This is a genomic window from Leisingera daeponensis DSM 23529 (genome assembly GCF_000473145.1).
Lineage (GTDB): Bacteria > Pseudomonadota > Alphaproteobacteria > Rhodobacterales > Rhodobacteraceae > Leisingera > Leisingera daeponensis.
On sequence record NZ_KI421500.1, the window covers coordinates 2,377,784 to 2,391,617 of the forward strand.

The 13,834-nt window shown below is 64.0% G+C and carries 13 protein-coding genes; 1 reads left to right on the forward strand and 12 read right to left on the reverse strand.

The annotated features are described in order from the left end of the window. Nucleotides 1-123 precede the first annotated feature (123 nt). The 5 genes from DAEP_RS0112055 to DAEP_RS0112075 all read right to left on the reverse strand — a co-directional run bounded on the left by DAEP_RS0112055 (nt 124) and on the right by DAEP_RS0112075 (nt 5,271). Nucleotides 124-1,206 carry a coiled-coil domain-containing protein gene (locus DAEP_RS0112055; protein ID WP_027244841.1) on the reverse strand — a complete coding sequence of 361 codons (1,083 nt, stop codon included), beginning with the start codon at nt 1,204-1,206 and terminating at the stop codon, nt 124-126. Nucleotides 1,207-1,386: 180 nt separating this feature from the next. Further along, nucleotides 1,387-2,010, reverse strand: a complete 624-nt coding sequence (locus DAEP_RS0112060) for a class I SAM-dependent methyltransferase (protein WP_027244842.1) — start codon at nt 2,008-2,010, stop codon at nt 1,387-1,389. Nucleotides 2,011-2,037: 27 nt separating this feature from the next. After that, nucleotides 2,038-2,778, reverse strand: a complete 741-nt coding sequence (gene pssA, locus DAEP_RS0112065) for a CDP-diacylglycerol--serine O-phosphatidyltransferase (RefSeq protein WP_008553508.1) — start codon at nt 2,776-2,778, stop codon at nt 2,038-2,040. A 304-nt stretch (nt 2,779-3,082) separates the two neighbouring features. Continuing rightward, entirely contained in the window at nt 3,083-4,291 is a 1,209-nt protein-coding gene (locus tag DAEP_RS0112070) for an aminopeptidase P family protein (protein WP_027244843.1), read from the reverse strand. A gap of 194 nt (nt 4,292-4,485) precedes the next feature. Then, nucleotides 4,486-5,271 (reverse strand): alpha/beta hydrolase, encoded by a 786-nt coding sequence (locus DAEP_RS0112075; protein WP_008556453.1) that lies wholly within the window; start codon nt 5,269-5,271, stop codon nt 4,486-4,488. Nucleotides 5,272-5,471: 200 nt separating this feature from the next. Between DAEP_RS0112075 and DAEP_RS0112080 the strand changes: the two genes are divergently transcribed. Next, a complete protein-coding gene (locus DAEP_RS0112080) occupies nt 5,472-6,944 on the forward strand; it encodes an NAD-dependent succinate-semialdehyde dehydrogenase (RefSeq protein WP_027244844.1) in 1,473 nt (490 codons plus the stop codon). A 27-nt stretch (nt 6,945-6,971) separates the two neighbouring features. Here DAEP_RS0112080 and DAEP_RS0112085 read toward each other — a convergent pair whose 3' ends face one another. The 7 genes from DAEP_RS0112085 to DAEP_RS0112115 all read right to left on the reverse strand — a co-directional run bounded on the left by DAEP_RS0112085 (nt 6,972) and on the right by DAEP_RS0112115 (nt 13,815). Next, a complete protein-coding gene (locus tag DAEP_RS0112085) occupies nt 6,972-7,370 on the reverse strand; it encodes a globin domain-containing protein (protein ID WP_027244845.1) in 399 nt (132 codons plus the stop codon). Between the two features lie 204 nt (nt 7,371-7,574). Next, nucleotides 7,575-8,039 (reverse strand): Hsp20 family protein, encoded by a 465-nt coding sequence (locus tag DAEP_RS0112090; protein WP_027244846.1) that lies wholly within the window; start codon nt 8,037-8,039, stop codon nt 7,575-7,577. Between the two features lie 132 nt (nt 8,040-8,171). Continuing rightward, nucleotides 8,172-8,987, reverse strand: coding sequence for a trypsin-like serine peptidase (locus tag DAEP_RS0112095; protein WP_027244847.1), 816 nt, complete (start codon nt 8,985-8,987; stop codon nt 8,172-8,174). After that, on the reverse strand, nt 8,984-9,793 hold the full coding sequence (locus tag DAEP_RS0112100) for a trypsin-like serine peptidase (protein WP_027244848.1): 810 nt from the start codon (nt 9,791-9,793) through the stop codon (nt 8,984-8,986). Before DAEP_RS0112100 ends, DAEP_RS0112095 begins: the two co-directional genes overlap by 4 nt. Nucleotides 9,794-9,895: 102 nt before the next feature. Further along, entirely contained in the window at nt 9,896-11,218 is a 1,323-nt protein-coding gene (gene glcF, locus DAEP_RS0112105; protein ID WP_027244849.1) for a glycolate oxidase subunit GlcF, read from the reverse strand. A gap of 3 nt (nt 11,219-11,221) precedes the next feature. After that, complete coding sequence (locus tag DAEP_RS0112110; RefSeq protein WP_027244850.1) at nt 11,222-12,319, reverse strand: FAD-binding protein; 1,098 nt, start codon at nt 12,317-12,319, stop codon at nt 11,222-11,224. A 50-nt stretch (nt 12,320-12,369) separates the two neighbouring features. After that, entirely contained in the window at nt 12,370-13,815 is a 1,446-nt protein-coding gene (locus DAEP_RS0112115) for an FAD-linked oxidase C-terminal domain-containing protein (protein WP_027244851.1), read from the reverse strand. Between the last annotated feature and the right edge of the window lie 19 nt (nt 13,816-13,834).

A 13,834-nucleotide genomic window follows, 5' to 3' on the forward strand; every position in this document is an offset into this window, starting at 1 on the left:
CCTGCAAAAGGGCCTCCGACGACGAAGTAGAGAACAGCCAAAGTTCCAAAATAACCGCCAGCACGCTCCACCAGAACCAGTTCGGCGGATACGGGATATTCAGGAACTCAAGCCAATCCAAGCTCACCCACCATACAGGTTCTTGTCGTGCTTCTCGACAATCGCGGCAAACCTGCGGGCAAAGCGTTCATCGGCCTTGGCCTTTTTCTCCAGCACGTCGCGGGCGAACACCATGTTGCCCTCATGGCTTTCCAGCATATCGGCCATCTTCTGGTTGGTCGCGGTGCCGATCGCCGCCATTGCGGTCTGGGCTTCCTTGTCGGTCTGCACGCCGATCTCGTTGATCCGGTGCGCCACATCCTGCTGCTGCGCGGTCTTCAGCGATTTGGTCAGCGCGTCATACAGCACCACCCGCTGCTGGGTGTCCGTCTGCAGCTTGTTGATCAGCACCATCTGCGTCGCCGCCTGGTTCTGAAGGGAGTCGACCCAAGTCTTGCCCTTCTCGATATAACGCTCCAGCGTCTGGGATTTCGCAAGCTTCACCTGCTCCTCCTGCACCAGCGCGTTGTACTTGGTGTTCAGCTCGGCCAGCTCAGTCTCCAGTTTGGTGCGCGCGGCCGCGTCCTGCTCGACCGCGATCTTGTTTTCCAGCTCGATGATCTGCGGGTCCAGCGCCACGATCCGGGCGCGCACGCCCTCCAGCTCCTGTACCGTGAACTCGCGGTCATCGAGCGTGGCCGACAAGTTCACCTGCACCTTCTCGCGCTGCTCTTCCAGGGTGGCCAGCTGGCCTTCCAGCAGCTTCACGATCACGTCCGACTTGGCGATCAGATCCTGCAGCTTGTCGTCGATATTGGCGGTGCGCATCCGCTCCTGGCGCATCGAGTCCGATTTGCCCTTGGAGAAGAAGCCGACAAAGCTCTCCCACCCGGTTTTCGAGCGCATCTCATTGAAGTCCTTGGAGAACGCCGCCGTCACGTCGTCCAGCCCCATGATCAGCTCGGCGATATTGGCGTTCATCACCTCGGTATGCGCGTGAACATCTTCCAGCGTCGCGTTCTCGATGTCGATGCTGGCATCCTCGCCCGCCTCGATCTTGCTGCGCGCAGTCTCGATGCGCGAGGTCATCGCCTCGATCCTGGCTTGGGAGTCCCGGACCTTCTCCTGGCTCTCCTGTACCATCCTGTCAAATTGGGAAACACTCATCGTGTCCGTTCCTCCCGCTCAAATAACTGATCCGGATATGGGGATGTAAAAAGATTTTACATCCCCCGGGCGGCGCAATTCCGCCCGTTTCCAAATCACTGTTGCAGAGAGGCTGCACAAAGAAAACCCCCGGACGCGCCTGAGCGGATCCGGGGGCGGTTTCGCGCAAACGGGGCATCGTCACATGGTCTGCTGCTTGCCCAGAACCAGAAAGGTCATCATGCCGAACGGCGGAATGTTCTCCTGCTGCTCGACACTCAGCCCGTCCTCCTGCAGCACCGTTTCCAGCGCAAAGTCGGAATGCCAGCCGATCACATTGGCCAAGGGCGCAGAAAGCTTCTCCAGCGAGGCCCTGACCCCTTTGCCGCTCTTGAAATGATTGGTGATCACCACCTTGCCGCCGGGCTTCAGCACCCGGGCGATCTCGCGCATGACACGCTCCGGTTCGGGCACGACGGACAGCACATGCATGGCAGCGACGTTGTCAAAGGAGTTGTCCGGGAAATCCAGCTGCCGGGCATCCATCTGCCGCAGCGCTTCGACCTGGGTCAGCCCCAACTCCCGCACCTTGGCTTGCGCCTTTTTCAGCATGTCATGGCTGAAATCGATGCCGGTCACCCGCAGATGCGGCGCATAATGCTGCAGCGACAGCCCGGTGCCGACGCCGACCTCCAGCACATTGCCCTGCCGGGAATTGATATAGCGGGTTGCGCGGCGGCGGCCTGAGCGCGTCACCGCGCCAAAGGTCCTGTCGTATACCGGCGCCCAGCGCGCGTAAGATTCCTCAACTGCCTTGATATCCAATTCGTCCCTCCCATTGGACGTCTTGGGCTAGTCCTTTGGTTTGGAAACCAGCCCCCAAATCACCATAGCAACGTAGCCAACGCATAGCACAACCAGCACCGTCCATGCATAGGTCAACAGTGCCGCAGCCATGAAGGCAAATCCCACCAGCAGGTATTTAACATGCTCGCGGGAGATTTTCATCGCCTTGGGCGACCAGGTCTGGATGTGGCTGATCATCAGCAGGCCGACCACCACCATATGCAGGCAGATCAGCAGCTCCGGCAGCACCATCGCTCCGTCAAAGGCAAAGGCGACAAACATCGGCAGCATCGCCAGGAACGCCCCGGCAGGCGACGGGATGCCTTCGAAATAGCCGCTACGCCCCTTCGGCTCCTCCTCCGATTTACTGCTGACGTTGAACCGTGCCAGACGCACCACACAGCAGACCGAGAACACCAGCACCGAAATCCACCCCACGCCGCGCACATCCTGCAAAGCCCAGAGGTATATCACGATCGGCGTCGCCACCCCGAAGTTCAGGAAATCGGCCAGCGAATCCAGCTCCGCACCCATCTTGCTTTCGCTGTGCAGCGCCCGCGCCAGCCGCCCGTCCAGCCCGTCCAGCACCGCGGCCAGCAGGATCAGCATCACCGCCAGCGTGTAGTTGCCGTAAACCGCAGCGCGGATCGCCGACAGGCCCGCACAGATGGCGCCGATGGTCATCAAGTTCGGCATCAGCTGGATCAGCGCAAATTCGGATTTCTTCTTTTCCGGGACGTCATACATGGCGGTGGCTCTTTCTTCCTCGCGGCGGCGCTGGAGAGGCCGCGGCGCAGAGGCAAACCTTGGGGTAAACTTGGGGCTACTGTAACCGTTGCGCTCCTATGCCCCAAGCGCTGCCGCAGCGCAATATTCACGGACCCGGCAGCCGCCCCGGCGTCAAGGGGGTGCACAGGGGGTGCATGGGGAGTGTACAGGCGGTGCCCCCAGAAAAGAAAGGGCACCGTGCATCGCACGGTGCCACGCCCAACTGCGAAGGCCTCCCGGCGGGAGGCCATGAGCAGGCGGGAGCCCCCGCCTGCGCCGCGGCTCAGCCGACCACGTTGAACGCCGGCCCGTAGGGGTACTTGGTGATGTTCTCGTTGCCGTCCTCGTGGATCACCAGGATGTCATGCTCACGGTAGCCGCCGGCGCCGGGATTGCCCTCGGCGATGGTCAGCATCGGCTCCATCGAGATCACCATGCCCGGCTCCAGAACCGTGTCAATGTCCTCGCGCAGCTCCAGCCCAGCCTCGCGGCCATAGTAGTGCGACAGTACGCCGAACGAATGGCCATAGCCGAAGGTGCGGTACTGCAGCAGATCCCGCTCCTCAAAGAAAGCGTTGATCTTATGGGTGATTTCCGCACAGCTCGCGCCCGGCTGCAGCAGCGAGATGCCGTATTCATGGGCCGCCACATTGGCCTCCCAGATCTTCAGGCTATCGGCGTCCACTTCCTTCACGAACATGGTCCGCTCCAGCGCGGTGTAATAGCCGGAGATCATCGGGAAGGTGTTCAGAGACAGGATATCGCCGCGCTGAAGCCTGCGTCCCGTCACCGGGTTGTGGGCGCCGTCGGTGTTGATGCCGGACTGGAACCAGACCCAGGTGTCGCGATATTCGGCATCCGGGAACCGCTTGGCAATCTCCAGCTCCATCGCGTCACGCCCGGCCATCGCCACATCAATCTCGCGCACGCCTTCCTTGACCGCATCGCGGATCGCAAAACCGCCCACGTCGGCCACCGCCGCACCGGCCCGGATCATCCCGATCTCGGCCGCTGATTTGCGCATCCGCTGTTCCATGGTCGGCAGGTAGAGATCGACCAGTTTCGACGGTGCCAGGAACGCCTCCAACTTGCCCTTTTGCAGCAGGGTGAGGTGGTCGCTCTCATAGCCGACAACCGCGCCCTCGCCACTTACCGACTTGATGGCACGCCAGAAATTGTCGCGCTGCCAGTCGGTATAGGTGATGTTATCGCAGAACGAGCGGCGCCAGGGCTGGCCCGCGTCGATGCCTGCCGAGATGGTAACCGCCTCGGTCCCGGTCACCACCAGGCCGTAGGGCCGGCCAAAGGCGCAATAGGTGAAGCCGGAATAGTAGGAGATGTTGTGCATCGAGGTGAATACGGCGGCGCTCACCCCGGTTTCGGCCATGATCTTGCGCAGGCCGGCGATCCGCGCCTCGTACTCGGAGACGGCAAATTGCAGCGGCGCCTTCTCACCATTGTGAAAACGGTACATTTCAGGACGTGCAGTCATATCAGACCCTTCCTTCTTACAAGAAAGGTCCCGGCGTTCAGGACGGTTTGGGAATGCGGGGGCACCATGTATTCCATGCGGCGACGCCATCGCCTGGCCCTTGCGCGGACGATGCGGTGAAAACCGGATTCTGGCAAGACGTTTTTACGGCCAGGGAGCTTGTAGGGTGGGCGATCCCGCCCACCGCTCCGCGATCAATTCACGATCAGCGCCACCAGGTCGCTTTCGGGGTCCGCCAGCGGGTCGATCACGTTGAAATGGTGCTTGCCAAAGGCAATCACGTGGTCGGTCTCCCAGGCCTCCACCAGCCAGATGGCCTGATCCAGAAACGCCGGGCGCTCCTCGCCGCCGACCCAGACCGTGACCTCCGCCGGATAGCGGTCTGTCATCTCCACCGGGCTTTCGGCAATGGCCGCAGCCGAGTCCATCCGGAACTTCTGATTCATCGACGTCCGCAGCAGCGGCCGCAAATCCGCCAGCGGCGAAATCGGGATCACCGTCTTGATCCGCTCGCCCACCTCTGCCGGCAGCAGCGCCTTGTCCAGCATCCGCGCCACCAGATGGCCGCCCGCCGAATGGCCGGCCAGCGCGATCGGGCCGTCCACCTCCGCCGCGATCCGGGTCACCGCCGCGGTGATCTGCCGGGTGATATCGGCGATCCGCACCTCCGGGCACAGGTCATAAGACGGCATTGCCACCGCCCAGCCATGCGCAATCGCGCCGCGGGCCAGATGCGACCAGGAGCTTTTGTCGAAGGCCAGCCAGTAGCCGCCGTGGACAAAGATAAAGACGCCCTTAGGCTCGCCCTCCGGCAGAAACAGGTCGAACCGCTGCCGCGCCCCCTCGCCATAGGGGATGTCCAGCCGGGCACGCTTGTGCAGGCTGTTGCGGAAGTCCTCGGCTGAGGCGGCCCAGCGCGGCGGGTACTTCTCTGCGTTCTCAATGTAGGCCCCGTTGGCATAGGCATCATCCAATTCCATGCCCAGTCTCCCCGTTGAAATTATGCTTTGCGGCTACCTGACAGTCTCGCACAGGACATGTCAAATTGCCCGGCGGAAATTTCAGTCCGCGGCACTCTTGGCAAAATAATTTGATCAAATTCTGGACTTATCGATCTGTCTGGACATATCAAGGCACAGCTGATTTGCATTTCAGAGACAGAACCCCCGGGAGGCCCGCAATGCTTGATGCAACCACTGACCTGAAATCCCTGCTCAAAGACCCCAGCCTGCTGGAGACGCGCGCCTATATCGGCGGCCAGTTCGTCGATGGCGAGGGCACCTTTGACGTGACCAACCCGGCGCGCGGCGACGTGATTGCCAAGGTGGCGGATGTCAGCCGCGCCCAAGTGGCGGGCGCCATTGCCCAGGCCGAGGCCGCACAGAAGGACTGGGCCAAGTGGACCGGCAAGGAGCGCGCCAATGTGCTGCGCAAATGGTTCGACCTGATGATGGAAAACCAGGAGGATCTGGCGGTGATCCTGACCGCCGAGATGGGCAAGCCGCTCAGCGAGTCGCGCGGCGAGGTCGCTTATGGCGCCTCCTTTGTGGAGTTCTTCGCCGAGGAGGCCAAGCGGATCTACGGCGAGACCATCCCCGGCCACCAGCGCGACAAGCGCATCACGGTGATCAAGCAGCCGATCGGGGTGGCCGCCTCGATCACCCCGTGGAATTTCCCCAACGCGATGATCACCCGCAAGGCCGGTCCGGCGCTGGCGGCGGGCTGTTCGTTCGTTGCGCGCCCGGCGGCAGAAACGCCGCTGTCGGCCATCGTGCTGGCGGTTCTGGCAGAGCGCGCGGGGATCCCCGCGGGCGTGTTCAACGTGGTGCCCTCGTCGCGGTCCTCCGATGTGGGCAAGGAATTCTGCGAGAACCCCGCGGTGCGCAAGCTGACCTTCACCGGCTCCACCGAAGTGGGCCGCATCCTGCTGAAGCAGGCCTCCGAGCAGGTGATGAAATGCTCGATGGAGCTGGGCGGCAACGCGCCCTTTATCGTGTTTGACGATGCCGACCTGGACGCCGCAGTCGAAGGCGCCATCATGTGCAAGTTCCGCAACAATGGCCAGACCTGTGTCTGCGCCAACCGGATCTATGTGCAGGCCGGCGTTTACGATGCCTTTGCGGAGAAGCTGAAAGCGGCGCTGCAGAAAATGACCATCGGCGACGGGCTGAAAGAGGGAACGGATTTCGGCCCCCTGATCACCAAGGACGCGGTGGAGAAGGTCGAGGAGCACATTGCCGACGCCAAATCCAAAGGCGGCAGCGTGATCCTGGGCGGCAACCCGTCGGAGCTGGGCGGCACCTTCTTCCAGCCGACCGTCGTAACCGGCGCGACCCAGGACATGGCCTTTGCCACCGAAGAAACCTTCGGCCCGCTTGCGCCGCTGTTCAAGTTCGAGAACGAGGACGAGGTGATCGCGATGGCCAATGACACCATCTTCGGTCTTGCGTCCTATTTTTATGCCAAGGACCTCAGCCGCGTGTACAAGGTGGCCGAAGCGCTGGAATACGGGATTGTCGGAGTAAACACCGGCATCATTTCCACCGAAGTGGCCCCGTTCGGCGGCGTCAAACAGTCGGGTCTGGGCCGCGAAGGCAGCCACCACGGCATCGAGGATTACCTGGAGATGAAATACATCTGCATGTCGGTCTGATCCCGAAACGCAGGGTGCAAGGGCAGGTCAATGCCGGGCCATCGCCCCGGCCACCCTGCTGATGGCGCTGGCCCAGGCGGTTTCCGTTTCCGGGTCCAGCGCCGGCCCCAGAACATCGCGCAAAGCGGCAATCAGCGCCCGCTTTGCCGCCTCGCTCTCCCGCGCGCCAAGATCCAGGTGCGCGTGGTCCTGAACCAGCCGAGCGCTGAGTTCTGCCAGCGTCGCCGGATCGTCCAGATTGCGCACACAGGCGGCAATCATCTCCGTCAGCATCGCCTTCTGCTTCACGAAATTGCCCCGGAACATTCCGCGCGCCTGCGGCAGGCGGGTGAACAGATGCACGTAAAACCGTTCCGCCAGATCCGCCTTGCGGGCAAAAACCCCGGCAAAGCTTTGCTGAACATGCTGAACTTCCTGAGGGGTCATCAAACCGCCAATTCACCGCAACCAAACCAAGGCACCAAACCTCTCCGCAGCGCAGCCTGCCGCTGGCGGAAACTGCGCCGGTGCAAACGACATCTTCCCCCAAACACTGCGGCCAAAAGGCTAAGAATTGTTTGAAGCCCGCGACACAAAAAAGCCCCCCGGCAAAACCGGGGGGCATATACGCTCGGACCGCAGTCCGCGGGATCAGTTGACCGCTTTGGCCTCGATCTCCGGACGGGCCGGGCGGGAGGAGGAGATTTCGATCCGGCGCGGTTTCAGCGCCTCCGGCACCTCGCGGTGCAGATCGATATGCAGCATGCCGTTTTCCAGGCTGGCGCCGGTCACACGGACATGGTCGGCGAGGGTAAACCGGCGTTCAAAGGCGCGGGTTGCGATGCCGCGGTGCAGGAAGGTGCGCTCCTCGGCGTCTTCCGCCTTTTTGGCAGCAACGACCAGAGCGTTTTCCTTCAATTCGACGTTCAGGTCTTCCTCGGCAAAACCGGCGACGGCAATCGAGATGCGATAGCTGTCGGCGTCGGTCTTTTCGATGTTGTAGGGCGGGTAGCTGGACTGGGCGGCATCAGCGCTCAGGGCGCGGTCCATCAGGTTGGCGATCTGGTCAAAGCCGATGGTTGCACGGTGCAGCGGTGTGAAATCAAACGTACGCATTTTCCATCCTCATTCATGAGCGATTTCAGGATGCCTTCCCCGCGGGGACAGGCAGGAATTTTCCGGGCCCCAATCAGCGGCTGCCCGGATAGTCCTCAGATAGGGACGGAAAATGCGGCTTCAAGGGGGCTGTCAGCCGCCCGGGCGCACAAATTTCGCGCCCCCGGCAGAGGCGCCGCCGCCAGCCCGGATCCGCTTGATCCGGCGGTCGGGCGCGGCCGCAGGATTGCGGCGCAGCTGGGCCTTCAGCTCTGCCACCCGCTGCGGCAGCTTCATGCCAAACGCCACCTGCTTGCCCCGGTAATTGCCGCCGCCGGACACCAGCGCCAGGATGCGCCCGCGGCCGCCGGCCTCGGAGAACACCGGCGCACCGGAGGAACCGAAGGTGACGTTGCAGTCGATCATCAGCACGTCCTCATGCTCGCCCATAAGGTTGCACTGCCGCTGCCGCGACAGCGCCTCGGCGCGGCCCCGGCCATAGGAGGTCACGGAAATGCCGCTGCCGTACCCGCTGCCGGAGTGCAGGGCAAAGGCATCGGCCTCGCCGCTGAGAATGGGTTCGGCCAGCCGGATCAGCGCCACATCATGGCGGATGTTTTCGAGGTCGAGGCGTCCGTGCGGATTATACCCCGGATGCGCGGCGACCTGCAGCGCCTGCCGTTCGGCAATCGCCACCCCATCGCGCAGCCCGGCGCGGAAGGTGATCTGCTCAGCCGGCCGCACCTTGGCATTCCGGTCATAGACGCAGTGGGCCGCCGTCAGCACCAGCTCCGGCGCGATCAGTGTGCCGGTGCAAAACCCCTGCCCGTTCAGCTCCAGCCGCCCCACGGCCTCCCAGCCCAGCAGGTCGTCGCGGCCGGTCAGGCGCCGGAGGCCGGTGCCCTGTGCCATTGCGCCGCCGGTATAGGCCAGGGCGGCAGCCGCCAGGATCAGCGCCCGCCAGCTCATTGCCTGATGAACTTCGCACCGGAGGAACTGCGCCCCTCGCCGACGCGCACACGGCCAACGCCGGGCGGCAGGCGGCCGCCGGTAGCCACGCCGGTCAGTTGCGCCTGCAGCAGCGTCAGTTCCTCGGCCAGGGCCGATCCGAGCGAGACCCGCTCACCGCTCACCTCCGCCTTGGCAGAAATTACAGATACGATCCGCGGGGTGCCGCCCTCAAAGGAGAACACCGGCGCCCCGGAAGATCCGAAATCCACATCGCAGGACATTACCAGCACCCCTTGCTGGCGCGCCATCACCGCGCAGACCTCCTGCAGGGACGGCGCCTCGGAACGGTCATGGGCGTAGGAGACCACACCGATCTTGGCCCCCTTGCGCGGGCGCTCGTCGGTTTCGAACGGCGTTACGGTGGTGTTGCGGATCGGGCGCTGCAGTTGCAGCAGCGCGATATCGTTGCGCACCCGGCCGGTCGACAGCTCCCCGTCATAGACATAGGCAGGATGCTGCACCGCCCGCCGCACGCTGCGGTAGGCCGAGGCGCGCCCGTTGCGCCATCCGGCCAGGAATTCGATGGTGGTGGGGTCAATCGGCGCCTTGGTGCGGCTGTCATAGAGGCAATGCGCGGCGGTCAGCACCAGATCCGGGGCAATCAGCGCGCCGGTGCAGAACCCCTCGCCATTCACATCAAGCCGCCCGACGGCGTCCCATTTGCGGCCCGCGTCCAGACTATCCATCCGCTGCAGGCGGCTGTCCTGCGCCATTGCCGCGGCCGGCAGCAACACTGCCAGCACCGCCAGAATCCACTGCCTCACCTGCGTCTCCTCTTATCCACCGGCTGGGAGATTACGTGCCCGTTCCGGCAAAATTACGGCAAGCCCGCGAAGATTGCAGCCTGATTCTTTTTGCGGGCAGCCTCAGCGCAGCATCGGCACCTCCGGGGCGCGTTTGCCGGGCGCGGTCAGCGCAGGCGGCTGCGGGCCGCCGGTGGCCCAATCGAGCAGCTCAACGGTGTGCATGATGGGCAGTTCAGTGCCGGAACCGATCTGCATCATACAGCCGATATTGCCCGCCGCGATCAAGTCAGGGTTCTTTGCCTCCAGCGTCTTCACCTTGCGCGCCTTCAGCTCGGCAGAGATTTCCGGCTGCATCAGGTTATAGGTGCCCGCCGACCCGCAGCAAAGGTGGCTGTCGGCGGGTTCCACCACGGTGAAGCCTGCGCGTTTCAGCAATGTCTTCGGGTGGGTCTTGATCTGCTGGCCGTGCTGCAGGGAGCAGGCGGCGTGATAGGCCACGGTCAGCCCCTTGTCTGCGCCCTCGGGCAGCTCCAGTTGCATCAGCAGTTCGGAGACATCCATCGCGATGGCAGAGACCCGCGCCGCATCCGCCGCCAGCGGCTCATTGCGGAACATGTGGCCATAGTCCTTGACCGTGGTGCCGCAGCCGGAAGTGTTGATGACAATGGCGTCCAGCCCCTGCCCGTCCATCTCTGCCGCCCAGGCGCGGATGTTCTTGGCCGCGGTGGCGTGGCTCTCGTCCTCGCGTCCCATGTGATGGGTCAGCGCGCCGCAGCAGCCCGCGCCCTTGGCCACCACCACCTCACAGCCCAGCCGGGTCAGCAGCCGGATGGTGGCGTCGTTGATGTCGGTATTCAGCGCCTTCTGCGCGCAGCCGGTCATCAGCGCCACGCGCTTCTTGCGCGGCACGGCTGGGGCAAAGCTTTGCGGATCGTCATTGCGGCTCACCGGCGGAATGTGTTTCGGCGCCATCTCCAGCATGGCGCGCAGCCGCGGGTCGGGCAGCAGGCCCTTGAATGGTCTGGCCAGCTTGGCGCCCATCAGCGCCAGCCGGAACCGGGCCGGATAGGGCAGGATCCGCGCCAGCAGCCAGCGCAGGGCCTTATCGCTCCACGGGCGGTCGTAGTGCTTTTCGATATAGGCGCGCGCATGATCCACCAGATGCATATAATGCACGCCCGAAGGGCAGGTTGTCATGCAGGCCAGGCACGACAGGCAGCGATCGATGTGCTTGACGGTCTTGGCGTCCGGCACCCGCTCGTTCTCCAGCATGTCCTTGATCAGATAGATCCGGCCACGCGGGCTGTCGAGCTCATCGCCCAGCACCTGATAGGTCGGGCAGGTCGCGGTGCAAAAGCCGCAATGGACGCAGGTGCGCAGGATCTCATTGGCGCGCTTGGTGCCCGGGTCCTGCAGCTGCTGTTCGGTAAAGGTGGTCTGCATGTCTTATCCCATCAAGCCCGGATTGAGGATGCCGCGCGGATCGAACTGCCGCCGCAGCCCTTCGGAAATGGCTGCCAGCGGCGCGGGCTGCGGCTGGAACACGCCCAGCCGGGCGCGGGTTTCGGCTTCCGCGCGAACCAGCGTCGCATGACCCGGCACATTGATCCGGCTCCGCAGCTCCGTGCCTTCCGGCACCAGTGCCCAGATCAGCCCGCCGCCCCAGTCGAATTGCAGCGCCTCTGCCTGCAGCTGCGGCGCCAGTTTCACCGCGTCCGATGGCTTCACCGATATCCGCCAGACATCCCCCGCGCGTCCATGAAAGGCCGACACATCGCGCAGGCCCTGCCACAGATCCCGGGCCTTCGGCTGCACCTCCGCCTGGCCAAAGGGCGACAAAAGCTCCGACAGCTTGCCGCTGCGGTAGGCGGCGGACCCCGCAAACCCTTCCACCCTGATGCAGACCTGACCGGCCTCTGCGTCATAGGCCGCGCCGGTGACATCATAGGGCGAGCCCAAAGCCGCCGACATCGCCCGCACGGCCTGCGGCAGGTCCAGCCCGGCCACCGTCACCGTCGCCTCCGCCTCGGCCCGCGGCAGCACCTTGAGCGATACCTCCGTCAGCACCCCCAGTGTGCCGTGGGCGCCGCAGAGGAGTTTCACCAGGTCATAGCCGGTCACATTCTTCATCACCCGGCCGCCGTTCTTCACCACCTGGCCGGAACCGTCCACGAAGCGCACGCCCAGCAAATGATCGCGCGCCGCGCCCGCCTGAATGCGCCGGGGGCCGGAAATGCCCGCGGCAATCACCCCGCCGATGGTCGGCTCCCCTTCGGTGCCCAGCAGCCCGCGGTGGTCCATCGGCTCAAACGCCAGCCGCTGGTTCTCGGCGGCCAACAGCGCCTCCACCTCAGCCACCGGCGTGCCTGCCTTCACCACCAGCGTCAGCGCGCCGGGCTCATACAGCCCGATACCGGACAGGGCGCGTGTGCTCAGCACCTCCCCTTCCACCGCCAGCCCGCGGCTGCCGCCACCCTGAATGCAGAGCGGCCCGCTTGCGCCTGCAATGGCCTCCGCCAGTTCTGCCTCGCTCCCTGGTGTCATCATCTTCATCTTTCCGGAAATACTCTGGGGGTTTGGGGGCAAGCCCCCAATCATTCTGCTGCCAAAGCCGCGCGCCGGCCCTCTGTCACCGAAAGCGGGAAAACCTTGGCCGGGTTCAGCAGCCACTTGGGGTCAAACACATCCTTGACCTTCAGCTGCGCCTCCAGATCCGCCTCATCATACTGATGCAGCATCAGATCCCGTTTCTCGATCCCCACCCCATGCTCGCCGGTCAGGCAGCCGCCCGCCTCGACGCACAGCTTCAGGATCTCGGCGCCAAAGGCCTCGCAGGTCTCCAGGTCGCCCGGCTTGTTGGCATCAAACAGGATCAGCGGATGCATGTTGCCATCGCCCGCGTGAAAGACATTGGCCACGTTCAGACCGAATTCCTGGCTCATCTCGCCGATCCGGCGCAGCACGAACGGCAGCGAGGACACCGGGATGGTCCCGTCCAGGCACATGTAATCGTTGATCTGCCCCATGGCCCCGAAGGCGGATTTGCGGCCCAGCCAGATGCGGGCGGCCTCTTCCGCATCGCCGGCTTCGCGCAGCTCCACAGGGTTATGGGAGCGGGCAATCTCCGTGATCAATCCAAGCTGGTGATCAATCTCCGCCGGGCTGCCCTCCACCTCGATGATCAGAAGCGCCTCGCACATCGGGTAACCTGCCTTGGCAAAGGCCTCGCAAGCCTCGATGCAGGGGCGGTCCATGAACTCGATGGCGACCGGCAGCACGCCCGCCTTGATGATGTCGGAGACACAGGCACCGGCCACCTCATTGCTGTCATAGCCGATCAGCACCGGCCGGGCGCCCTCCGGCTTGCGCAGGATGCGCAGGGTGGCTTCGGTCACGACCCCCAACTGCCCCTCGCTGCCGCAGATCACGCCCAGCAGGTCCAGCCCGCCGGCGTCCAGATGGGCGCCGCCTATTTCAACCACGGTGCCATCCATCATCACCATTGTCACGCCAAGCAGATTGTTGGTGGTGACGCCGTATTTCAGGCAATGCGCGCCGCCGGAGTTCATGGCGATATTGCCGGCAATGGCACAGGCCAGCTGCGAAGAAGGATCGGGCGCGTAAAAGAACGCCTCCTCCTCCACCGCGCCGGAGACGCTGAGGTTGGTGCGCCCGGACTGCACCCGGATGATGCGGTTCTCGTAGTCGGTCTCCAGAACCTCGTTCATCCGCGCCACGCCCAGGATCACGCAATCCGCGGTCGGCAGCGCCCCGCCCGCCAGCGACGTGCCCGCCCCGCGCGGCACCACCGGCACGCCTTCCTCGTGGCAGATGCGCAAGATATCCGAGACCTCCTGCGTCGACCTCGGCAGCACTGCCAGCAGCGGCGGGCATTTGTAGGCGGTCAGCGCATCGCACTCATAGGCGCGGGTCTCCGCCTCGTCCTGGATCACAGCATCGGCGGGCAGCACAGTCAGCAGCCGCGCGGCAAGCCGCGCCTTGCGGGCCAGAATGGCGGGGTTCGGGGATGGCATCTCCATAGGGCTCTCCTCTTTGGTA